22 protein-coding genes are annotated in these 21177 nt (G+C 66.7%); 6 read left to right on the plus strand and 16 right to left on the minus strand.

Features of this window, described 5'->3' with window-relative positions; genetic code table 11:
• Nucleotides 1-8: 8 nt before the first annotated feature.
• Genes ASF09_RS14000 through ASF09_RS14010 form a run of 3 tightly spaced genes read right to left on the minus strand, consistent with a single transcriptional unit; the run spans nt 9 to nt 3463 of the window.
• The gene (locus tag ASF09_RS14000) at nt 9-1154 is read right to left on the minus strand and encodes a hypothetical protein (protein WP_060526745.1); all 1146 of its coding nucleotides are present in this window, start codon (nt 1152-1154) and stop codon (nt 9-11) included.
• A 4-nt stretch (nt 1155-1158) separates the two neighbouring features.
• The gene (gene ubiB, locus ASF09_RS14005) at nt 1159-2691 is read right to left on the minus strand and encodes a 2-polyprenylphenol 6-hydroxylase (protein ID WP_060526746.1); all 1533 of its coding nucleotides are present in this window, start codon (nt 2689-2691) and stop codon (nt 1159-1161) included.
• Between the two features lie 7 nt (nt 2692-2698).
• On the minus strand, nt 2699-3463 hold the full coding sequence (locus ASF09_RS14010; protein ID WP_056051226.1) for a class I SAM-dependent methyltransferase: 765 nt from the start codon (nt 3461-3463) through the stop codon (nt 2699-2701).
• A gap of 56 nt (nt 3464-3519) precedes the next feature.
• Here ASF09_RS14010 and mutM point away from each other — a divergent pair, with 56 nt between their 5' ends.
• From mutM to dnaA, 3 genes are all read left to right on the plus strand, one after another.
• Complete coding sequence (gene mutM, locus ASF09_RS14015; RefSeq protein WP_060526747.1) at nt 3520-4335, plus strand: bifunctional DNA-formamidopyrimidine glycosylase/DNA-(apurinic or apyrimidinic site) lyase; 816 nt, start codon at nt 3520-3522, stop codon at nt 4333-4335.
• A gap of 107 nt (nt 4336-4442) precedes the next feature.
• The gene (gene rpsT, locus ASF09_RS14020) at nt 4443-4706 is read left to right on the plus strand and encodes a 30S ribosomal protein S20 (RefSeq protein WP_031394736.1); all 264 of its coding nucleotides are present in this window, start codon (nt 4443-4445) and stop codon (nt 4704-4706) included.
• A gap of 449 nt (nt 4707-5155) precedes the next feature.
• Nucleotides 5156-6649 (plus strand): chromosomal replication initiator protein DnaA, encoded by a 1494-nt coding sequence (gene dnaA / locus ASF09_RS14025; RefSeq protein WP_060526748.1) that lies wholly within the window; start codon nt 5156-5158, stop codon nt 6647-6649.
• 251 nt (nt 6650-6900) lie between these two features.
• On the opposite strand, the gene trpS is transcribed toward dnaA, so the two are convergent.
• The 3 genes from trpS to secB are packed head-to-tail and all read right to left on the minus strand — an operon-like array spanning nt 6901 to nt 10015.
• Entirely contained in the window at nt 6901-7908 is a 1008-nt protein-coding gene (gene trpS, locus ASF09_RS14030; RefSeq protein WP_060526749.1) for a tryptophan--tRNA ligase, read from the minus strand.
• Between the two features lie 9 nt (nt 7909-7917).
• Complete coding sequence (gene murJ / locus ASF09_RS14035) at nt 7918-9483, minus strand: murein biosynthesis integral membrane protein MurJ (protein ID WP_060526750.1); 1566 nt, start codon at nt 9481-9483, stop codon at nt 7918-7920.
• 19 nt (nt 9484-9502) lie between these two features.
• Nucleotides 9503-10015: a protein-export chaperone SecB gene (gene secB / locus ASF09_RS14040; protein ID WP_056051217.1), complete on the minus strand. Its 513-nt coding sequence runs from the start codon at nt 10013-10015 to the stop codon at nt 9503-9505.
• 174 nt (nt 10016-10189) lie between these two features.
• Here secB and ASF09_RS14045 point away from each other — a divergent pair, with 174 nt between their 5' ends.
• From ASF09_RS14045 to ASF09_RS14055, 3 genes are read left to right on the plus strand one after another with little or no spacing between them, the layout of a single operon-like run.
• Nucleotides 10190-10834: a Tim44/TimA family putative adaptor protein gene (locus ASF09_RS14045; RefSeq protein ID WP_156359370.1), complete on the plus strand. Its 645-nt coding sequence runs from the start codon at nt 10190-10192 to the stop codon at nt 10832-10834.
• On the plus strand, nt 10834-12183 hold the full coding sequence (gene mltA, locus ASF09_RS14050) for a murein transglycosylase A (RefSeq protein WP_082444298.1): 1350 nt from the start codon (nt 10834-10836) through the stop codon (nt 12181-12183). Before ASF09_RS14045 ends, mltA begins: the two co-directional genes overlap by 1 nt.
• A gap of 25 nt (nt 12184-12208) precedes the next feature.
• Nucleotides 12209-12796 (plus strand): Smr/MutS family protein, encoded by a 588-nt coding sequence (locus ASF09_RS14055; protein WP_235529828.1) that lies wholly within the window; start codon nt 12209-12211, stop codon nt 12794-12796.
• A gap of 51 nt (nt 12797-12847) precedes the next feature.
• Here the strand turns inward: ASF09_RS14055 and dapE are convergent, their stop codons facing one another.
• The 10 genes from dapE to ASF09_RS14105 all read right to left on the minus strand — a co-directional run bounded on the left by dapE (nt 12848) and on the right by ASF09_RS14105 (nt 21104).
• On the minus strand, nt 12848-13972 hold the full coding sequence (gene dapE, locus ASF09_RS14060; protein WP_060526752.1) for a succinyl-diaminopimelate desuccinylase: 1125 nt from the start codon (nt 13970-13972) through the stop codon (nt 12848-12850).
• Nucleotides 13969-14640, minus strand: coding sequence for a glutathione S-transferase (locus ASF09_RS14065; RefSeq protein ID WP_060526753.1), 672 nt, complete (start codon nt 14638-14640; stop codon nt 13969-13971). Before ASF09_RS14065 ends, dapE begins: the two co-directional genes overlap by 4 nt.
• Before the next feature lie 10 nt (nt 14641-14650).
• Nucleotides 14651-15664 carry a phosphatase PAP2 family protein gene (locus ASF09_RS14070; RefSeq protein ID WP_082444299.1) on the minus strand — a complete coding sequence of 338 codons (1014 nt, stop codon included), beginning with the start codon at nt 15662-15664 and terminating at the stop codon, nt 14651-14653.
• Nucleotides 15665-15817: 153 nt separating this feature from the next.
• The gene (locus ASF09_RS14075; RefSeq protein WP_235529829.1) at nt 15818-17251 is read right to left on the minus strand and encodes a S41 family peptidase; all 1434 of its coding nucleotides are present in this window, start codon (nt 17249-17251) and stop codon (nt 15818-15820) included.
• 85 nt (nt 17252-17336) lie between these two features.
• On the minus strand, nt 17337-17954 hold the full coding sequence (gene yihA, locus ASF09_RS14080; protein WP_060526817.1) for a ribosome biogenesis GTP-binding protein YihA/YsxC: 618 nt from the start codon (nt 17952-17954) through the stop codon (nt 17337-17339).
• Between the two features lie 59 nt (nt 17955-18013).
• Entirely contained in the window at nt 18014-19720 is a 1707-nt protein-coding gene (gene yidC / locus ASF09_RS14085) for a membrane protein insertase YidC (protein ID WP_060526754.1), read from the minus strand.
• The gene (yidD, locus tag ASF09_RS14090) at nt 19717-19962 is read right to left on the minus strand and encodes a membrane protein insertion efficiency factor YidD (RefSeq protein WP_060526755.1); all 246 of its coding nucleotides are present in this window, start codon (nt 19960-19962) and stop codon (nt 19717-19719) included. Before yidD ends, yidC begins: the two co-directional genes overlap by 4 nt.
• A 204-nt stretch (nt 19963-20166) precedes the next feature.
• Nucleotides 20167-20523 (minus strand): ribonuclease P protein component, encoded by a 357-nt coding sequence (gene rnpA, locus ASF09_RS19835; protein ID WP_235529830.1) that lies wholly within the window; start codon nt 20521-20523, stop codon nt 20167-20169.
• Between the two features lie 56 nt (nt 20524-20579).
• Nucleotides 20580-20714 carry a 50S ribosomal protein L34 gene (gene rpmH / locus ASF09_RS14100; protein WP_031393806.1) on the minus strand — a complete coding sequence of 45 codons (135 nt, stop codon included), beginning with the start codon at nt 20712-20714 and terminating at the stop codon, nt 20580-20582.
• Nucleotides 20715-20801: 87 nt separating this feature from the next.
• Nucleotides 20802-21104 (minus strand): hypothetical protein, encoded by a 303-nt coding sequence (locus ASF09_RS14105; protein ID WP_235529831.1) that lies wholly within the window; start codon nt 21102-21104, stop codon nt 20802-20804.
• Nucleotides 21105-21177: the final 73 nt, after the last annotated feature.

Here is a 21177-nt window from a genome sequence, read left to right on the forward strand (position 1 = left end):
GCGCAGTTCTAGCGGATAACGCGCGTCACCGTAATGCGTCGCGTATCGCGCGCGGCGGCGATCATGTCGCGCAGGCCGTCGACCGCGAACACCAGCCCGACCAGCAGCACCGGCGTGGTCATCAGCGCCCAATAGAAATTGTCGCTGCGCGCGAACAGCGAGATCAGCGCGGCATAGGCGGCGAACACGACCAGCGCGCGCGTCGCGACCGCATCACGCCACGCGAGCCAGCCGAACAGCGCCATGCCGAGGACCAGCGAAGCGAGCCATTGCGGCAGGATGTCGAGGCCCGACGAGATGGTCGCGAGCCGGACGTAGAACCCGAACCCTTCGAGCCCGTTCCAGCCTTGCGACACGCGGTCGAGCGGCCCGCTGACCAGCGAGACCGCGTGGGCGTGGGCGGCAAGGACGACCGCGAAGATTACGATCGCGCCGAGCCAGCCCAGCGTCTCGCGGCGCTCGCCTTCGAGCCACGCGAACAGTGCCATGATCGCGACGTACAGCAACGCGGTCTCGCGGATCAGCATCGCCGACAGCCCGAACGCGACCGCGGGCAACCAGTGGCCGGGACGGCGCAGCGCGAGCGACACTGCGATCAGCGGGCCCGCCCACACCTCGTGGAACACCACGAAACTCGGATCGAGGTTTACGAAGAGCCCCGCGACGGCGAGCAAGCCCGCCGCACCGAGCGGCACCAAGCCGGTCATCGCCGGACGAAGCCGCGCGACCCAGGCGAGGATCGTTCCGACGCACAACCCCAGCAGCAGCAGGTTCACCAGTATCGGGGGCAGAGCCGCCTCGACGACCGCCAGCGTCGGCAGGCGGACCGCGAAGAAGGGTTTCAGGGGGTAATGTCCCATGCGCTGCGCCTCGGCGGCGGCCGTGTAATAGGGCGAGCCGCCGCGGATCCCGGCAACGATCGACTGGTACAGCAGGAGGTCGGTCTGGCCCGGCGGCGGCGGGTCGGCAGCCACCGAACCGGCGGCGATCCCGGACGCGCTGCTCGGTCGCGGACCGGGTGAGGTGATCGCGCCGAGGCACGCCGCCAGGAACAGGAGCAACACCACGATACCGATCCGCGCGTGCGCCGACGGCATGCCCGCGAACCGGGTCGCGCCGGTCGTCCATACCGGAGCGCCGCGGCGCGTCTTCATGCCCTCAACCAAGAAGCAGCGTCGTCGCGACCCCGGCAGCGGCGGCGAGCACCGCGACCAGACCGTAACGCCAGCCGCCACCGATCCGGATGACCTCGATCTCGCGCAGCGGCATCGTTGGCGGTGCGCCACCGGGGGCGGGGTAGTGCGCCTCGATCCGGCGGACCAGTTCGGGGAGCCGGGTCAGCGTCTGGACGTCGGCGATCAGGCGTTCGGCGATCATCGCCTCGGGGCCGAGCTCACCGCGGATCCAGTCGCGGACGAACGGCTCGGCGGTTTCCCACAGGTTGATGTCGGGGTTGAGGCTGGTCGCGACGCCCTCGACCATCACCATCGTCTTCTGGAGCAGCAGCAGATGCGGCTGCGTCACCATGTCGAAATCGCGGGTGATCGAGAACAGGCTGTCGAGCATCATGCCGATCGACATGTCCTTGACCGGCAGCCCGCGCATCGGCTCSCCGACCGCGCGCAGCGCGGTCGCGAACTCGCCGACGTCGTGATAGGCGGGGACATAGCCCGCCTCGAAATGGATCTCGGCGACGCGCTTATAGTTGCCGGTGATCAGGCCGTAGAGGATCTCGGCGAGCCAGACGCGCGCGCGCCGGTCGATCCGGCCCATGATGCCGAAATCGATCGCGGCGATGCGGTTGCCGGGCAACGCGAACAGGTTGCCCTGGTGCATGTCGGCGTGGAAGAACCCGTCGGCGATCGCCTGGCGCAGGAACGCGCGGACCAGAGTCTGCGCGAGTGCGGGGAGGTCGTAGCCGGCGGCGACCAGCGCTGCGCGGTCGGACAGCTTGATGCCGTCGATCCACTCGATCGTCATGACCTTCGCGGTCGAGCGCGCCCAGTCGATCGCGGGGATGACGAAATCGGGCTCGGCGGTCATGCCTTCCGCGAGTTCGGAGGCGGAGGCGGCTTCGCGGCGGAAGTTGAGTTCGCGTAAGGTCCAGCGCTTGAACGTCTCGATCGTGAGGCGGGGGCGGAGGCGCATCGCCTCGGGGCTGAGTGCCTCGAGTTGCGCTGCGGCCCAGCTGTAGGTGTCGATCGCGCGCGCGAAATCGTCCTCGACGCCGGGGCGGAGGACCTTGACGGCGACCTGGCGGCCGTCGGTGGTAACGGCGCGGTGGACCTGCGCGATCGACGCGGCGCCGACCGGGATCGGTTCGATGCGCGAGAACAGTGTTTCCAGCGGCTTGCCGAAGCTTGCCAGCATCGCCGCCTCGATCGTCTCGTAGGGGACGGGGGAGAGCTGATCCTGCAACCTCAGCAAGTCATGTGCAGCGTCCTCGCCGACGAGATCCGGGCGCGTGGCGAGCGTCTGGCCCAGCTTGATCGCCGCCGGCCCGATCGCCTGGAACGCATCCGCATAGCGCGGCACTGCCGGCACCCGCGCCCCGAACCGCGCGATCCGCGCGAGGCGGCGGACGGGGGCAGGCGTGTTCGGGTCGCGCTCGATCCCGCGCAGCGCTCCATGGCGTGCGAGAATGCGACCCCATTTCAGAAGACGCCAAACGTGCGTGGTTGAAGCCGTCACAGTTGGATCAAATCTTCCAGCCGCTGTGGATCGCGACAAGCCCGCCCAGAAGCGGCTCGACCTTCGTTTGCACGAAGCCGGCGTCCGCGATCATGCCCTTGAACTTGGGCATGTCGGGGAAGCGGCGGATCGATTCGATCAGGTAGCGGTAGCTGTCGGCGTCCTGTGCGAGCAGTTGGCCGAGCTTTGGGACCATCTTGTGCGAATACGCGTCGTACACCTCGGCGAACCCGGGCCAGACGGTGGTCGAGAATTCGAGGCAGTAGAAGCGTCCGCCACGGCGCAGGACGCGGTGGGCTTCGCGCAACGCCTTGGGGATATCCGTCACGTTACGGATGCCGAACGCGATCGTGTAGGCGTCGAAGAACTTGTCGGGGAAGGTCAGCGTCTCGGCATTGGCTTCGGTCCAGACGAGGCCGTCGATGCCGCGCTTCTGGGCGCGCTGCATGCCGACTTCGAGCATCTGCGGGTTGATGTCGGCGACCGTGATCGATGCGCCCGACGGCTCCATGCGGAACGCGATGTCGCCCGTGCCACCAGCCATGTCGAGGATCTGCTCGCCCTCGCGCGGTTTCACGCGGCGGACGAAGCGGTCCTTCCACAGGCGGTGCATGCCACCCGACATCGCATCGTTCATCAGGTCGTATTTGCCTGCGACGTTCGAGAAGACGCCGCCGACGCGGGCGGTCTTCTCGGTGGCGGGGATGTCTTCGTAGCCGAAGGAGACGGTATCGGGCGTGAGTGCGGGCGCGGGCGCGATCAAGTCGTTCATATCCTGCGCTCTAGCCGCGCCTTGTGGCGCGAGCAAACGCAACCTAGCTGCAAACCGTGCCAGAATTACCAGAAGTCGAAACCACCGTGCGCGGGCTGGAGCCCGTGCTGAAGGGCCAGCGCCTGACCTCGGTCGAGCCGCGTCGTGCCGACCTGCGCAAAGCGATCCCGGTCGACCTGCGCCAGCGGATGACCGGGGCGACGGTAACGACGCTCGGGCGGCGCGCAAAATATGGGCTGATCGATACCGATCGCGGCGATACGCTCGTGTTTCATCTCGGCATGTCGGGGCGCTGGCGAGTCGATCCGAGCGAATTGCTGGCGCACGATCACCTGCTGATCGGCACCGCGGCAGGGCGGACGGTCGCGCTCAACGATCCGCGGCGATTCGGCTTTCTCGATCTGTGGGCGACCGAGGACATCGCGAATTACCCGCCGTTCCTCAGCATGGGGCCGGAGCCGCTCGGCCCCGACCTGACCGCCGCGTATCTGCTGGAAGCGCTTGAAGGGCGGGGGGCGTCGATCAAGGCGATGCTGCTCGACCAGCGAATCGTCGCGGGGCTCGGCAACATCTATGTCTGCGAAGCGCTGCACATGGCGAAGATCGCACCGTCACGCGCGGCGGGGCGGATCTCGCTGTTTCGACTCGAGCGACTCGTCGAGGCGATTCGGACGGTGCTGACCGCCGCGATCCTGGCGGGCGGTTCGTCGCTTCGCGATTACGTCCGGCCCGATGGCGAGCTCGGCTATTTCTCCAAGCAGTGGCGCGTCTATGGGCGCGAAGGCGAGGCGTGCGAATGCGGTGCTACCGTGAAGCGGCGGACGGAGGGCGGGCGCTCGACGTTCTGGTGTCCGAAGTGCCAACGCGGTTGAGCCTATTAGTTGACGGGCCAGGACAAAGTGGGTAGGGCCGCGGCTTCGAGAGGGCGTAGGAGCAATCCGGCGCCCCTTTTTATTCATTCGAACATCCAGAGGGCTTCATGGCGAACACGCCGCAGGCGAAAAAGCGTATCCGTCGCAACGACCGTCGCGCGGAAGTGAACGGCAACCGCGTCGGCCGTATCCGTACCTTCATCAAGAAGGTCGAGGCCGCACTGGCTTCGGGCGACAAGGGCGCAGCGACCACCGCACTCGCGGCCGCACAGCCTGAGCTGCAGCGTGGCGTCGCCAAGGGCGTGCTGCACAAGAACACCGCGAGCCGCAAGTTCGCGCGTCTGACCAAGGCCGTGACCGGGCTCGCATAAGCGACCGATCACTGTCGAAAGCGGATCACCCGTCGGGACATTCCCGGCGGGTTTTTTGCGTCTGCGAAGGGAACCAAGTGCGACGGTGCGTAACCCACGGATTCCCCGCGATTCGAGTGGTCCGAAGTCAAGTCACGGAATGATTGAATTCGCAAAAAATACGTAAACACAGCCACTTATAAAAATATCGACGCATTTCCGCGGCTTGATCAAGTCAACCCGCTTTATTTCGAAAATGTGACGCGTCGGGGTCTTGCCCGGATCGCCGATCGCTTCATAACGGGGCTCACAGCGACGGTGGTTTCCACCGCTGCATCAAACACACAGGGCGAAGATGCCGGATGACCCTTGGGGTCGTCGGGGGACCATTTTCTGTCGGGACTATATCACCCGCGCGAGCAATCTCGCGGGGTCGGAGAAGCGTGCGCGTGACGAAGTGGCAAGGATCAATGACGCACGCGACCGAGGCCGAGAAGGCCTGGGCCCGCGTGCGTGCATCCTTGCGCGAGTCGGCGGGGGCACGCCTGTTCGAGCAGTGGCTGAAACCGATCGAACTCGTTCCGGGTGACGATCGCGATACGATCCGGCTGGCGCTGCCGTCGGCGTTCATGACGAACTGGGTCCGCAATCACTATGCCGACCGACTCGTGCTCGAATTCAAGCAGATCCTGCCCCACGTCCGCACCGTCCAGATCGAGACCCGGGCGCCGGGTCGCGCGCCCGTCGTGCTCGCGATCGAGCCGGTCGCCGACGCCATTCCAGCCAAGCCCGTCGCCGATCCGGTGCCGGTCGAGGTCAAGCCGGCTCCCAAGCCCGTCGCCGAGCCTGCGCAGGTTTCGATGAAGTTCGGTGTCGATCCGTCGCTGAAGCCTGCGCCGACGCCGGTTGCGGCCTCCGCGCCAGTCGGCGTGCCGGCCGAGCGGCCGCCGCTCGACCCGCGCTATACCTTTGCGCGATTCGTCGTCGATCCGTCGAACAAGGTGGCGTTCAACGCGGCCAAGGTGCTCGCCGAGCCGGGCCCGGTCCGGTTCAGCCCGTTGTTCCTCCACAGCGGCACGGGGCAGGGCAAGACTCACCTCATGCACGCGATCGGTCACGCGTTCCTCGAGCATAATCCGAACGCGATCGTGCTGTGCATGTCCGCCGAGCGCTTCATGTACGACTTCGTCGCGTCGATGCGCGCGCGCGATACGCATGCGTTCAAGCAGCGGCTGCGCGGTGCCGACCTGCTGCTGATCGACGACCTCCAGTTCATCGCCGGCAAGGACGCGACGCAGGAAGAATTCTTCCATACGGTCAACGAGATCATGGCGGCGGGCAAGCGGCTGGTGATCTCCGCCGACCGCTGCCCGCAGGCGCTGGAAGGCGTCGAGGCGCGGATCGTCAGCCGGATGTCGGTCGGTCTCGTTGCGGACATCAAGGCGCCCGACCTGACGTTGCGCCGGACGATCCTCGACCGGAAACTGGTCGACCTGCCCGACATGCGCGTGCCGACCGACGTGCTCGACCTGCTGGCCGCGCGCATCCACGCGAACATCCGCGAGCTGGAGGGCGCGCTTAATCGGGTCGTTGCGTATGCGCAGCTGACGGGCGACACGATCGACCTCGACTTCGCAGTGGCGACGTTGGGCGAAGTGTTGCGCGGCGCGCAGAAGCGCGTGACGATCGACGAGATCCAGAAGCTCGTGTCGGCGCATTTCGAACTGAAGCCGCTCGATCTGATTTCGGCGCGGCGTGCGCGGGCTGTCGCGCGGCCGCGGCAGATCGCGATGTATCTGGCTAAGCGCCTGACGACGCGGTCGCTGCCGGAGATCGGGCGGAAGTTCGGGGGGCGGGATCACTCGACGGTGATCCATGCGGTGCGGAAGATCGAGGAACTGCGTGATTCGGACCGGGATATCGACGCCGCGGTGCGCGTGTTGATGCGCGAGTTGGAAGGCTAGGCTAGCACGTACTTCCCTGTTCTCCCGCGAAGGCGGGAGCCCAGACTGGGCCCCCGCCTCCGCGGGGGAACACGCTAGTGCGCGCGATATCGCGGCATGTGGCCGCGGGACCCGGCAGACCATAAACTTCCCCGGCACACCAAAAAATCGCCGTCATCCTGACGAAAGTCAGGATCCAGAGTTACGGACGCTGCGCTTTTATGGCTCTGGATCCTGACTTTCGTCAGGATGACGGGACCGGGGGGCGGTCCTTAGACCTGTAACCCCATCGCGTCCTGCGTCTGCTTGAGCACCGGTGCCGCCAGCGCGCGCGCCTTTTCCGCACCCGCCTGCAATACTGCGGTCACCGCGCTGCGGTCGTCCAGTAGCCGCACCATCTCGTTACGGATCGGCCCGAGCTTCGCCACCGCCAGATCCGCCAGCGCAGGCTTGAACGCGCCGAAGCCCTTGCCGCCGAACTCGCCGAGTACGGTCGCGACGTCGCTATCCGCCAGCGCCGCGTAGATCGTCAGCAGGTTGCGCGCCTCGGCGCGGTCGCCGAGTTCCTCGACCGTCGCCGGCAACACGTCGGGATCGGTCTTCGCCTTGCGGAACTTGTCCGCGATGGTGTCGTCGCTGTCGATCAGCTTGACGACCGACTGCTCGGACGGGTTCGACTTCGACATCTTCGCCGACGCATCGCGCAAGGACATGATCCGCGGCGCGGCCTTGCTGATCAGCGGCGCGGGGAGCGTGAAGAGGTCGACGCCGTAGTCGCTGTTGAACTTGGTGGCGATGTCGCGCGCGAGTTCGAGATGCTGCTTCTGGTCCTCGCCGACCGGCACGTGAGTCGCGTTGTAGAGTAGGACGTCGGCGGCCATCAGTACCGGATAGTCGTACAGCCCGACGCTCGCGCCCTCGCGGTTCTTGCCCGCCTTGTCCTTGAACTGCGTCATGCGGTTCAGCCAGCCGACCCGGGCGACGGTGTTGAGCAGCCACGCCATCTCGCTATGCGCGGGCACGCGCGCCTGGTTGAACAGGATCGACTTGGCCGGGTCGATCCCGGCTGCGATCATCGTCGCCGCGACCTCGATCGTGTGCGACGAGAGCTCGGCGGGCGCGATCCATTCGGTCGGCGCGTGGAGATCGGCGATGAAGAACATCGACTCGCCACCCTGCGCCGCGACGTCGTCCTGCAACGTCACCCACTGCTTCACCGCCCCCAGGTAATTGCCGAGATGGAGATTACCGGTGGGCTTGATGCCGGAAACGACGCGCATGGAGAAACCTTACTTGGAACGACGCAGAAGCGTGGAGATGTCGCCCAGCCGGAACGCGCCGGTGAGCAGGGTCGCGATCGCATAGACGACACCGCCGGTCGTCACCAGCACGAGCATCGCCCCCCAGCGCTGAATGCTGATGCCCGTCACGAACGGCTGGAACAGGTCGTTGAGGAAATACATCACGACGCCCATGATCAGCGCGGCGACCAGCAGCCGCCACGTCCGCCGGCGCAGCCGCGCGTCGGGCGTGAAGTGCCCGCGACGGACCAGCGTCCGGTACAGCATCGCGACGTTGACCGTGCTGGCGATCGCGGTGGCGAGCGGCGGGCCCATGTGACCGAGCGGCTTGATGAAGGCGAGGTTGAGGACGAGGTTCACGACCATCGACATCGTCGCATAGCGCACCGGCGTCTTCGTGTCGGAGCGCGCGTAATAGCCCGGCGTCAGGACCTTCACGAGGATGTACGAGGGCAGCCCGATCGAGAACGCCGCCAAGGCCTGCGCGGTGGGCAGTGTCTGGGCGGCGGTGAACTTGCCGTGCTGGAAGAGCGCGGCGATGATCGGCCCGCCGCACACGATCAGCGCGACCGTCGCCGGCAGCGTGAGGAACAGCGCCAGCTCCATCCCGCGATTCTGCGTGGTCATCGCCTCGGCGTCCTCGCCGCGACCGAGCTGGCGCGAGATGGTCGGCAGCAGGACGGTGCCGAGCCCGATCCCGATCAGGCCAAGTGGGAGCTGGTTCAGCCGGTCGGCGAAATAGATGTACGAGACCGAGCCGGCTGGCAGCAGCGCGGCGGCGAGCGCGGTCGACACGACGAGGTTGATCTGTACCGCGCCCGCGCCGGCGGCGGCAGGCCAGATCAGCGACATGAGCTTCTTCACATCGGGGTTGAGCTGCGGACGCTTGAGCCGGAGCTTCACGCCTGAGGCGCGGCACGCGTAGATCAGCCAGAGCAGCTGCAATGCACCCGACACGGTCACCGCGATCGCTTGGTTGCGCGCGGTCAGCAGCGGCTGGTGTTCGTGGAACAGCAGCAGCGCGGCGATCAGCGTCGCGTTCAGCAGGATCGGTGCGGCCGCGTTGATCCAGAATTTGTGCAGCGAATTGAGGATTCCCCCGAGCAGCGACACGAGGCTGATCAGCGGCAGATAGGGGAGCATGATCCGTGACAGGTGCACGACATAGTCGAACCGCTCCGCGCTCGCGCCGTTGAAGCCGAAGGTGAGCAGCCACGTCAGCGGCCATGCCGCGATCTCGAAGAGCACGGTCATCAGGATCAGCGTCGGCAGCAGCACCGACAGCGCATCCTCGGCGAACGCGATCCCGTCGGGCAGCCCGCGGCCGGACTTGTCGCCGACCTTCCGGTTGAACATCGGGATGAACGCGGCGGAGAATGCGCCCTCCGCGAAGAGGGCGCGGAACATGTTGGGGAGGCGGAACGCGATCAGGTACGCGTCCGACGCGAACCCCGCGCCGACGAACCGCGCGAACAGCGAGTCGCGTACCAGCCCCAGGATCCGGCTGGCGAGCGTCAGCCCGCCGACCGATCCCAGCGCTTTGGTAAGGTTCATGTATTCCGCCTCCGGTCGCTCAGGCCTGGCCGAAATCGCCGACGTTCGGCTGGACGCCCTGCTGCTCCGACTGAGTCAGATACAGCTGGCCGAAATCGATCGGCTCGAGCAGCAGCGGCGGGAAGCCACCGTCACGCACCGCATCCGACAGCACGCGGCGCGCGAACGGGAACAGCAAGCGCGGGGCCTCGCCCAGCAGGAACGGCTGGACGTGCTCGGCCGGGATGTTGCGCAGCCCGAACAGGCCCGCGTACGACAGGTCGACGATGAACGCGACCTGGCCCTCGCTCTCGGCGCGGACGTCGATCTTGAGCACGACCTCGTGCACTTCGTCGCCGACCTGCGCCGCGCCGATGTTGAACTGCACGTCGATCGCCGGCGGGGTCTGGTTCTGGTAGACGGCGGGCGCGTTCGGGTTCTCGAACGACAGGTCCTTGACGTATTGCGAGATCAGCCCGGCAGCGGGGATCGTGTCCTCGCCGTTCGCCAGCATCTGGTCGGGCGTCGTCACGCCGTTATCCTGGTCATCCATTCATCATGTCCTTGAAGCTATGGCTAGGCCGTAAAATCGGGACCGAACCGGATCGCTGGCGCGTTCCCATCGGTCGAGCCGGTGCGATTAGCAGTGCCGGGGGGGGGTTTCAACGGGCGCGGGTTTGAATAACCACAGCTTTGGCCTATGTTGGACGCAAGATCGGAGGCACCGTTGTTTTACGTAGTTCTTCTCGCGATGGTGGCCGGGTTCCTCGCCATGCGTCTTTACAGCGTGCTTGGTAAGCGAACCGGGCATGAACAGCCGTTGCCGCGTGCGGCCGAAGAGCGTCCGGTGCCGGTGTCCGTGCCGCGGACGATCGATGCCGTCGCCGAGCCGCGCGATGTCGCCAACCGCAATATCGATCCGCAGGCCGAAGCCGGGCTTCGCGCGATCGTGGCGGGCGAGCCGGGCTTCGACGTCGGCCGCTTCCTCGAAGGGTCGCAGGCCGCGTACCGCATGATCCTCGAAGCGTTCTGGAAGGGTGACGAGGATGCGCTGGCCGATCTCGCGATCGACGACGTCCGCGCCGCCTTCGTAGAGGCGATCGCAGCGCGTCGCGAGGCGGGCGAAGTGCTCGACAACCGGCTGGTGTCGATCGAGCGCGCGGTGATCGCGGATGCGAGCGTTTCCGGGCGCGACGCCCAGATCACGGTACGCTTCGATGCGGACATCGCGGCGGTCACGCGGGACGCGGAGGGCGTCGTCCTCGCCGGCTCGCTGACCGACGCCGTCGAGACGCACGACGTCTGGACGTTCGCGCGGACGCTGAAGAGCAGCGATCCGAACTGGAAGCTCGCGGACACCGACGAAGCCTGATGCGCGATTTCAGGGGGGGCGGGCTCGCTGGCCTGGGACTGGCGCTGCTGTTGAGCGCGTGCGTCGGCGGCGTCGAACCGCCCCGATCCGGGCCGGGGCCGATCGGGCGCCCAGCCGATCGACCGAGCGAACCGGTCCGCGTCCATCCCTCGCGCGATACCGGGGCTTCACCGAACATCCGCGGGATCCAGATGCCGGCGCGAATCGTCGGTGCGGTGCCTATGCTGGCAGCGCCGGTCGTGCCTGCGATCGAGCCTTTGAATGCCGCAGCGGCCGGCGTGGTGCCGGGACCGGCCGTCGCCACGCTGCCGATCGACGACGGGCAGGCGCAGGCAGCGCTGGCTGCGTTCGTGACGAGCTGTCCGTCGCTGATGCGCCGAAACGATTCCTCGGGTCTGACGCGGGGTACGGATTGGCAACCGGCGTGCACCGCGGCGGCGTCGACCGATCGTCGCGATGCCCGGGCGTTCTTCGCGCAATGGCTCGAGACCGCGCAGATCGGTGACGGCAAGGCGTTCGCGACGGGCTATTACGAACCCGAGATCGCTGGGTCGCTCGATCGCCGCGATGGCTACGCGCCGATTTATGGTCGCCCGAACGATCTGATCGATGTCGATCTCGGCGCGTTTTCGACCGCGCTCAAGGGCAAGAAGGTTCGCGGCCGCGTCGATGGCAGCAACCTCGTGCCCTATTACGACCGGACCGCGATCGAGCAGGGCGCGATTTCGGGGCGTGCGCCGATCCTCGCCTGGGCGCGCGATCCGGTCGAGCTGTTCTTCCTCCAGATCCAGGGGTCCGGGCGGTTGCGGCTGCCCGACGGCGAAATCCTGCGAATCGGCTATGCGACGCAGAACGGCCGTGATTACACCGGCATCGGTGCGCTGATGAAGTCGCGCGGGCTGCTCCAGCCGGGCCAGACCTCGATGCAGGGAATCGTCGCGTGGCTCCACGCGCATCCCGCCGACGGGCAGGCGATCATGCGCGAGAACAAGAGCTTCGTGTTCTTCCGCGAATTGGAGGGGGCACCGCTGGGGGCACTCGGCTTGCCCGTCACGGGTCAGGTGAGCGCCGCTGCCGACGTCAAGTTCGTGCCGCTCGGTGCGCCCGTGTTCCTGTCGCTCGATCGTCAGGACGCGAGCGGCCTGTGGATCGCGCAGGATACCGGCGGCGCGATCAAGGGCAGCAATCGTTTCGACACCTTCTGGGGTGCGGGCGCCGCGGCGGAGGCGACGGCGGGCGGCATGGCCGGACGCGGCACGGCGTATCTGCTGCTGCCGATAGGGACGGTCGCGCGGCTGAACGCTCAGGGTAATGGGGCGCGATATGGCGGGCCGACCACTCAACCCTGACGAGGCCCAGCTTTGGGCGAGGGTAATGCAGACCGTGCGACCGATGCGCGTGGTCGCCGTGCGGATTCCCGAGCGCGCGCCGCCTTTGCCGCCACCACCCAAGCCGATCATCGGTCCCAACGGCAAGATCGTGCCCGCACCGCCTGCGCCGATGGGGCGGGTGAAGCCGCTCGTCCGTACCGTCGTGACGCCGTACGCGGCAAGGGCAGGGGGCGGTGCGGGGGCCAAGCCTGTCGTCGCGCGACCGGCGCCCAAACCGATCACCGCAAACACGCTCGATGGCGGCTGGGACAAGCGGCTGACGCGAGGTGTGGTGAGTCCTGACAGTTCGATCGATCTGCACGGCCATACGCTTGCGTCGGCGCATGCGCTGCTCGATGTCGGTCTGGGCCGGGCGATCGCCCGTGGCGACCGCGTGTTGCTGCTGGTCACGGGAAAGCCGCCACGGCCCGAAAGCGAACGCCCGCACGCGAGAGGCGCTATCCGGTCCGCAGTCGCCGACTGGCTGGCTGGCTCGCGCCACGCAGATTCGATCGCGGCGGTTCGCGGCGCGCATCCGCGGCACGGCGGGCAGGGCGCGTTGTATATCGTCCTGCGCCGCGGGCGGGAGTAAGCGAGTGCATTGATCCTCTCTGGCCGGAAGGATCGAACGAGAATAGCCAACTTAGGCCAGTGCGCGCGCGATCACGTCCGCATAGATATCCGTCAGCGTCCGCAAATCCTCGACCGCGACCGCCTCGTCGACCTTGTGCATCGTCGCGTTGATCAGCCCGAACTCGACCACCGGGCAGAGCTTCGAGAGGAAGCGCGCGTCGGAGGTGCCGCCGGTGGTCGACAGTTCCGGGGTGATCCCGGTCGCGCCCGCAATGGCCTGCGACAATAGCGTCGAGAACGCCCCCGGCGCGGTCAGAAATGCTTCGCCCGAAACCTTGCCCGTCACCACGACGCCGGGCGCGTGACGCTCGGTGATCGTGCGGATACGGTCGATCAGATCCGCCCCGCGGTGGCGATCGTTGAACCGGATGCTCAGCCGCGCGGACGCCTTGGCGGGAATGACGTTGTGCGCGGGGTTGCCGACGGTGATGTCGGTGACTTCGATGTTCGACGGCTGAAACCAGTCGGTTCCCTCGTCGAGCACCACGGCGTCGATCTCCGCGAGGATCGCGATCAGCCGCGGGATCGGATTGTCGGCGAGATGCGGGTAGGCGACGTGACCCTGGCGCCCCGGCACGTCGATCCAGATGTTGACCGAACCGCGCCGCCCGATCTTGACCATGTCGCCGAGGCGCGCGGTCGAGGTGGGTTCGCCGACCAGGCACACGTCCGGCACGATCCCGCGCGCCGCCATCCGCTCGATCAACGCCACGGTGCCGTAGGTGGCGGGGCCTTCCTCGTCGCCGGTGATGATCAGCGACAGCGTCCCGGTATTGCTCCGGCTGGCCGCGGCGACGAAAGCGGCGACCGCGCCCTTCATGTCGACCGCGCCGCGTCCGTACAGCAGTCCACCGCGGACCTCGGCGGACCAGGGCGACCCGGTCCAGCCTTCGCCGGGCGGGACGACGTCGACATGACCGGCGAAGGCCAGATGGCGGGGGCCGTCGCCGCGCACCGCGAGCAGATTCTCGACCGGACCGTCGGGCGCCTCGCCGCTCATGAAGCGATCGACCGCGAAACCGAGCGGGACGAGCGCGGCTTCCAGCACGTCGAAGACGGTGCCGCGCGCGGGCGTGACGCTATCCGCGCGGAGCAGCGCCTGGGTCAGCGCGACCGGGTCGATAGCCCCGCTCATGCAGGCGTCGGCACCGGCTGCTCGAATTGTTCGAGGACCCATTCCTCTTCCTGCGCCGCGGCGATCCAGTCCTGCATGAACGGGTGCTCGAACATCGCCTGCATGTAGCCCGCTGCAAAGCGTGCGATCGGCAGCTGATAGGTGACGATCCGCGTCACGAGCGGCGCGAACATGATGTCCGCCGCGCCGAACTGGCCGAACAGGAAATCGCCGCCGCCGCCGAAGCGCGCGCGCGCCTGCGCCCATAATTCCATGACCCGCTGCAATTCGACCAGCACGTCGTCGTCGGGTTGCTGCGCGGGGAACACCTGGCGGACGTTCATGCTGTGCTTGCGACGCAGCGCGGCAAAGCTCGAATGCATCTCCGCCGCCATCGATCGTGCCATCGCACGCGCGGCGTCGTCTTCGGGCCAGAAGCGGTCGCGACCCACCTTGTCGGCGAGATAGTCGACGATCGCCAGGCTGTCCCACACCACCGCGTCGCCGTCCCACAGGATCGGTACCTTGCCCGACGACGGCGCGAACTCGTCGCCCGAGCGGCGCTTTTCCCAGTCGGCGTCGTACATCGGGACGACCACCTCTTCGAAGAGCAGCCCGGATTGTTTGCAGGCGAGCCAGCCGCGAAGCGACCAGGACGAATAGGCCTTGTTGCCGATGATCAGTTTCATGGCAGCGGTGCTAGCCGCGTCGGCGGGCGGGGGCAACGTCGGGCATCGGCACGACGCCCGCGCGTTCACGCGGCATGATCCGGTGGAGCACACCGATGGCAGCCAGCGCCACGACCGTGCCGAGGATGATATCGATCAGGTAATGCGTGCCTTCGACCGGCGTCGACAGCAGCATCGCGGCGTTGATCGCGACGACCGGCCAGCGCAGTCGCGGCAACCGCCATGCGGCGTTGATGTAGAGCGTCGCGGCGGCGGCGTGGAAGCTTGGCGCCGAAACGATGCCGCGCAGGTGACCGAGATCGACCACGCGCACGCTGTGATCGCGTAGCGCCGGGATCAGCCCCTGCTGCCATTGCTCGCTCTCCGGCATATAGGCGATCGGGCCGTGCCACAGATATGAGAACGGACCGATCGCCGGCATGAACGCGTAGAGGATCAGCGTGCCGATTGCGGTCAGCCAGAACGTCGCGAGAAAACGGTGCGCGGCAACGCGGTCGCCGGTGAAGGCGAAGGTCGCGAACAGGATGACGGGCGTCAGGTAGATGCTGCGATACGCGGCGAGACCGAGCGATTGCAGGATCGGCGTCGCCGCGACGAGCCGGTACCAGGCGAGCCAGTCGAACTGCAGCAGCGCGTCGATCCGCTGCAGCGCGGCGTCGTGGAACCCGTGGGTCATCGCCGCGACCGGATAGCTCGCGACCGCGCCCATCAACGCCAGCAGCGTGAAGACGCCGTAATATTCGGCACAGTCGGCGATCGCGCGGGCATGGCGCCAGGGCCGGTCGCGAAGGCCGAAGCGCACGCCAAACAGCCCAATGCCGCTGACGTAGAACGGCATGTTGTCCGCATCGTACGGGTCGATCGAGAGACCGGCGATGCGCATCATCACCGTCAACAGCGCCAGGCTGAGGATCATCCCGCCGCCGACCCACCACCCGTAGTCGGGCAGGCTGGCGTTCGCGGGCGCGGTGGTACGGTACTCGGCGGCGCGCGGCCGGGTGGCTGTAATGGAAACGTCACTCATGGTCGGCGAACGCGTATCACATCGGGAAGAACAAGCGACCCCCGTCGGCCGGACCAGCTTTCGCTTGGCTGAACGGGATCGAGCGGACCTCGGCTCACCCGCGGGACGTCGCCTGTCGCTATGCAGGCGACGGCCCCGGCATGCGCCCCCTTGTTAGAACGAGCCGGGCACCATCCGTTGCGCGGTGGTCGGGGCGGCGGGGATCAGCAGGTCCTTCCGCGTGCTGGCGGTGGTCCGTGCCGATTGCGCGCTGACATCGCTGGTGATCGCCGAGCATGTGCGGCCTGCGAGGAAGTCGAGCGCGCGACGCGTCGAGGCTTCCCGCGAGTCGCCGAGCGGATAGCCGATGTCGTCGTCCGCACGGCAGGTCGCCTCGACGGTCGATGCCAGACCATCGAAGTAATTGCCGTTGCGCGCGGCGTTCTGCGTCGCGAACGCGATCACGCGGAGACGATCGTCGCAGGCCGGTTTGTCGAGCGCGATCTGGCCGACCGGCTTGCCGTAGGTGTTGGTGCCGATCAGCGCGGCATTGGCGTGGAGATAGGGCGTGAACGCGTTGATCACGAGTTCGCTCGCCGACGCCGTTCCCCCGCTGCCGATGAACGCGATCCGTGTCGGGGCGATCGATTCGGCTTGCGGCGCGAAGAAGCGCGTCGTGTTGTTCGACGCCTTCTCGGTGCGGAAGGTCGTGTAGTCGAACACTTCCGACGTCGATCGGCCGCCGCCGAGCAGATCGCCGAGATACTCGGCGGTCCCGACCAGCCCGCCGCCATTGTAGCGCAGATCGACGATGACGTTGGTCACGCCCTTGGCGCGGAAATCGGCGAACGCAGCTTTCAGCGCGGGTTCGGCGGTCGAGATAAAGGTGCGGAGGTTGATGTAGCCCACGCGTTGGCCGTTATCGTCGATGATCTTCGCGCCGTACCGCGTCGACACTGGCAGCAAGGTGAAGTCGGCCTTGGCAACCGTCACGTTCCGGGCTCCCGCAGCATCGGACACGCGGAATACGCGCGCCGTGCCGGTGGTGTCGGGACCCAAGGCCGTGGTCAGTCCTGCGGTGCCGTCGGCGGCCATGATTGCGCTGACCGTGCGGAGATTAGCCGCCGTCGTGCCGATTGCCAGGATCTCCGTGCCGCGATCGATTCCTGCCGCAAGTGCGGGCGCCCCCTCGAACGATTCGGTCGCGAACAGCCGCTGGCCGGTCTGATCGAGCGCGAACCGGATGCCGAACCCTGCGCTCGATCCCGACGTATAATAGGCGGTCTCTTCCTTGATCGACGTCAGATAGGTGAAATACCGGTCCTTGCGCTGCGCCCGCGCGGTGGCGGTCAGCGCATCGATATAATCGTCGACCGTGCTGTACGCCGCGGGGCTCAGGGTTGCGGGCAACGTGTCCGGGAAGAGATACCATTCACGCAATTGTGCGGCGGCCCAGTCCTGGCGCTCCCGTAACGAACAGCCCGCAGTCGCGGTTGGCGTCGGTGTCGCGGCTGTGCTGCCCCCCGTCGAGACCGACCCGCTATCGCTACCCCCGCACCCCGACAGCATCGCAGCCATCGCCAGCATCGCCCCTGCACGCATACGCATCCCGCATTCTCCCCTTTGACGGGGCGTTACGGAGTTTGACGAACGGTGTCAGGCGGAATCAGTCGATCGATCCGCAATCGTTCTTTTAGCTGACCGCTTCGACCACCGCGGCGCGGAGTTCGGGGATGCCCATGCCGTATTCGCTCGACGTCACGAGAATGTCGGGATGCGCCGCCGGACGCTTGCGCGCCTCGATCGCCGTGCGCTCGGTGACCTCGATCAGCTCGGACGCCTTGATCTTGTCCGCCTTGGTCAGGACCATGCGGTAGCTGACCGCGGCCTTGTCGAGCATCTCGAGAATCTCGCGGTCGACGTCCTTGATGCCGTGGCGCGAATCGATCAGCACGAGTGCGCGTTTCAACACGTCACGACCGCGCAGGAAGTCGTTGATCAGGAAGCGCCATTTCTTGACCACGTCCTTCGGCGCCTTGGCGAACCCGTAGCCGGGCATGTCGACCAGCCGGAACGCGAGCGGCGCGCCGACGTCGAAGAAGTTCAACTCCTGCGTACGGCCCGGCGTGTTCGACGTGCGCGCCATCGAGTTGCGCCCGGTGAGCGCATTCAACAGCGACGACTTCCCGACGTTCGAGCGACCCGCGAACGCCACCTCCGGCACCGACGCGTCGGGCAGGAACTCGAGCGTCGGCGCCGACTTCAGGAAGCCGACATGTCCCGCGAACAATTTGCGCGCATGCTCGAGCATCTCTGGCGTGAACGGTGCGTCGGTCTGATCGAGGTCAGGGCCGAGGTTGGATGGCTCGTTCACTTGGTCACCGGCACTTTCAGGCCCGGATGGCGGGCGTAGAGCAGCTTCTGCTGGATGATGGTCAGGCAGTTCGACGTGATCCAGTAGACCTGGAGGCCGACCGCGAACGGCGCCATCACGAACATCAGCACCCATGGCAGCAGCGCGAAGACCTGCTTCTGCGTGTCGTCCATCGGCGTCGGGTTCAGCTTGAACTGGAAGTACATGCTGATGCCGAGGATGATCGGCACGACACCGATCGCGATCATGTGCGGCGGGGTGAAGGCGAGCAGGCCGAACAGGTTGAGCGGCGTCAGCGGATCGGGCGCGGACAGATCCTTGATCCACAGCACGAAATGCTGATGGCGCATTTCGATCGTCAGCATCAGCACCTTGTACAGCGCGTACATGATCGGGATCTGGAGCAACGTCGGGGCGCAACCGGCGAGCGGATTGACGCCCTCGGCCTTGTACAGCGCCATCGTCTCCTGCTGCAGCCGGACCTTGTCGTCCTTGTGCTTTTCCTGGAGCGCCTTCGCCTTGGGCTGGACGGCGCGCATCGCGGCCATCGACTTGAACTGACGCTGCGCGATCGGGAACAACAGGCCGCGGATCGTCACGGTCAGCAGGATGATCGCGACACCGAAGTTGCCGATCGTGCGGAACAACAGGTCCAAGTAATAGAAGATCGGCTTCTCGACGATCCGGAACCAGCCCCAGTCGATCGCGTAGTCGAGCTTCGCGACGCCTTCCTTGTCGGTGTAGCGATCGAGCAGCCGGACTTCCTTGGCGCCCGCGAAGAAGCGCGAGGTCTGCGTGATCGCCTGGCCGGGTGCGAGCTGCTTGGGCTGGAGCGCGTAATCGGCCTGGTACGCCTTGTTGGCGCCGGCGCGGAACTGGCCGTCGAACGACTGGCCCTGGTCGGGGATGATCGCGGTCAGCCAGTATTTGTCGGTGAAGCCGAGCCAGCCGCCGGTCGTCGTGAACTTCTGCGCGGCGGCGTCGATATCCTTGTAGTTGGGACGGTAATGCGCGCCGCCATTGTCGACCGACATCGGCCCGACATGGATCGTCATCGACGACGGATCCTTCGAGATGCCGACGCGATTGACGAGGCCGTAGGGCGCAACGGGGACGGGCGCGGTGCCGGCGTTGAGAACCGTCTGGCGGACCGTGAACATGTAGTCCTGGTCGACCGCGATCTGGATGCGGAAGCGCTGGCCGGTGGCGTTGGTCGCGTCGAGCGTGACCGGCGTGGTCGGCGTCAGCGTGGTGGCGCCCGAGGGCGTCCAGATGGCGTCGGCGGCGGGCGGGGTCAGCCCTTGCGCGCGCCAGCCGAAGCTCGCGAAATACGCGTCGGGTGCGCCGGCCGGCGAGAGCAGGCGGATCGGCGGCGAGTTCTTCGCGACCGTCTCGTCATAACCCTTGAGCACGAGATCATCGATCCGCGCGCCCTTCAGGTTGATCGAACCGGACACGCGCGGCGTCTCGATGCGGATACGCGGCGTCTCGGCGATCACGGCGGCGCGATCGCGGACTGCGGCGGCACCGTCGGCAGCCGGATCGGCGGCGGGATTGGCGACGGCCTTGGACTTACCGCCCTCGATTTTCGTGACCGGCGGATTCGCGGTCGGGAAGAACTTGCCCTGGATCAGCGGCCATCCGAACAGGATCAGCGCCGCGATCACCGCGAACAGCACGAAATTCTGCTTGTCGTCTTTCACAGGGCGGCGTCTTTCAGTTTCTTGTCGATATCTGGGACTGGGTCAGGGCCGTACCCGCCCCACGGATGGCACCGCGCGATACGCTTCGCCGCCAACCAGCCCCCCTTGAGCGCGCCATAGCGCCCAACGGCCTCGATTGCATAGGCGGAACACGAAGGATCGTAGCGGCAACTCGACGGCAGGACGAGCGAGGGCCCGAGTTGCCATGCGCGGGCAATGAGGATGAGTAGGCGGGCTAGCATGTCAAAACCGACGCTCGCCTAAGCCACAATATTGTTTCCCCGCGAAGGCGGGGACCCAGACTGGGCTCCCGCCTTCGCGGGAGAACAAGGAGCGGGGTGGGCGCGTCGAGTAACACTCGTTCTTCCGCCATCCCAACCCCAACACCACCCCGGCGAAGGCCGGGGCCCAATTGGGGGACATTGGTAACGAGGCGCAGCCACTCATCACGGCCGCTTTCCCAATTGGGCCCCGGCCTTCGCCGGGGTGGTGGCCTGTGCTGGGGTGGTAGTTTCTGCTGAGGTGTTCGCAGCAGCTTGCGGCGTCACCTTACGGAAAGCCTTACCCAGCTCGGTCCGCAACAGCGCGTAATCCCGCTCGACGCCGCCGTTACGCCCGATCAACACATGATCGGCCCCGGCAACGCCGCGTTCCGGCAACAGCTCACGCGCCAACGCCCGCAACCGCCGTTTCATGCGATTCCGGACGACGGCGTTGCCGATCTTCTTGGTGACGGTGAAGCCGATTCGCATCGTCAGGTCACCGTCGTCGCGAGGGCGCATGAGCAGGACGAATCCCGGCATCGGTGCGCGCTTCCCCGCATTCGCCGCGAGAAAATCGCGGCGTTTGTCTAGAATTGTTAGGCCGACAGCTTCTTGCGACCGCGGGCGCGGCGTGCGTGGATCACTGCCCGGCCGCCGACCGTCGCCATCCGTGCGCGGAAGCCGTGACGGCGTGCGCGTACCAGGTTGCTCGGCTGAAAGGTCCGCTTCATTGGTCATTCCCTAGGTCATCAAATAGAAAACGGCCGCCACGAGGACGGCCTTGATGGCTGGGCGCTTACGGAAAGGGACGCGACAAGTCAATTCACACCGACCTTGGCAGCCGAGCTTTTCGACGCCTTCGCGCGCTCGTGGCGCCGCATCGCGCTCTGTCGCCGCATCATCCGGTCGATGAAATGCCCGGTCTTAGGCCAGCGCCGCTTCAGCCGCGCCCATTTCAGCCGCGCCCAGCGCGAATTGCGCAGCACCAGCACCATCCCTCCCGCGAACAGGAATATCCCCGCCGGTCCCGGCAGCGGCGCGAGAATCGGCGCACTCAGGATCAGCAGTATCCCGAGCAGCAACTGGCCGAAGCGGAGAACGGGGGAGCGGACTGCTTTCACGGAAGGCATGTGGGTCCGGTGTATTAGGATGGCAAGACGGTGGGGCGATCGGTGCGACCCGTCCTTGCAGACA

The sequence above is a fragment of the Sphingomonas sp. Leaf242 genome, assembly GCF_001422045.1.
In the GTDB taxonomy this organism is placed as follows: Bacteria; Pseudomonadota; Alphaproteobacteria; order Sphingomonadales; family Sphingomonadaceae; genus Sphingomonas.

What these genes read in the sequence shown, in the direction of transcription:
- ASF09_RS14000 (WP_060526745.1), bottom strand. Translation starts at nt 1,154, where the DNA reads ATGAAGACGCGCCGCGGCGCTCCGGTATGGACGACCGGCGCGACCCGG.
- ASF09_RS14010 (WP_056051226.1), bottom strand. Translation starts at nt 3,463, where the DNA reads ATGAACGACTTGATCGCGCCCGCGCCCGCACTCACGCCCGATACCGTC.
- rpsT (WP_031394736.1), top strand. Translation starts at nt 4,443, where the DNA reads ATGGCGAACACGCCGCAGGCGAAAAAGCGTATCCGTCGCAACGACCGT.
- dnaA (WP_060526748.1), top strand. Translation starts at nt 5,156, where the DNA reads ATGACGCACGCGACCGAGGCCGAGAAGGCCTGGGCCCGCGTGCGTGCA.
- trpS (WP_060526749.1), bottom strand. Translation starts at nt 7,908, where the DNA reads ATGCGCGTCGTTTCCGGCATCAAGCCCACCGGTAATCTCCATCTCGGC.
- murJ (WP_060526750.1), bottom strand. Translation starts at nt 9,483, where the DNA reads ATGAACCTTACCAAAGCGCTGGGATCGGTCGGCGGGCTGACGCTCGCC.
- secB (WP_056051217.1), bottom strand. Translation starts at nt 10,015, where the DNA reads ATGGATGACCAGGATAACGGCGTGACGACGCCCGACCAGATGCTGGCG.
- mltA (WP_082444298.1), top strand. Translation starts at nt 10,834, where the DNA reads ATGCGCGATTTCAGGGGGGGCGGGCTCGCTGGCCTGGGACTGGCGCTG.
- ASF09_RS14055 (WP_235529828.1), top strand. Translation starts at nt 12,209, where the DNA reads ATGCAGACCGTGCGACCGATGCGCGTGGTCGCCGTGCGGATTCCCGAG.
- dapE (WP_060526752.1), bottom strand. Translation starts at nt 13,972, where the DNA reads ATGAGCGGGGCTATCGACCCGGTCGCGCTGACCCAGGCGCTGCTCCGC.
- ASF09_RS14065 (WP_060526753.1), bottom strand. Translation starts at nt 14,640, where the DNA reads ATGAAACTGATCATCGGCAACAAGGCCTATTCGTCCTGGTCGCTTCGC.
- ASF09_RS14070 (WP_082444299.1), bottom strand. Translation starts at nt 15,664, where the DNA reads ATGAGTGACGTTTCCATTACAGCCACCCGGCCGCGCGCCGCCGAGTAC.
- ASF09_RS14075 (WP_235529829.1), bottom strand. Translation starts at nt 17,251, where the DNA reads ATGCGTATGCGTGCAGGGGCGATGCTGGCGATGGCTGCGATGCTGTCG.
- yihA (WP_060526817.1), bottom strand. Translation starts at nt 17,954, where the DNA reads ATGCTCGAGCATGCGCGCAAATTGTTCGCGGGACATGTCGGCTTCCTG.
- yidD (WP_060526755.1), bottom strand. Translation starts at nt 19,962, where the DNA reads ATGCTAGCCCGCCTACTCATCCTCATTGCCCGCGCATGGCAACTCGGG.
- rnpA (WP_235529830.1), bottom strand. Translation starts at nt 20,523, where the DNA reads ATGCCGGGATTCGTCCTGCTCATGCGCCCTCGCGACGACGGTGACCTG.
- rpmH (WP_031393806.1), bottom strand. Translation starts at nt 20,714, where the DNA reads ATGAAGCGGACCTTTCAGCCGAGCAACCTGGTACGCGCACGCCGTCAC.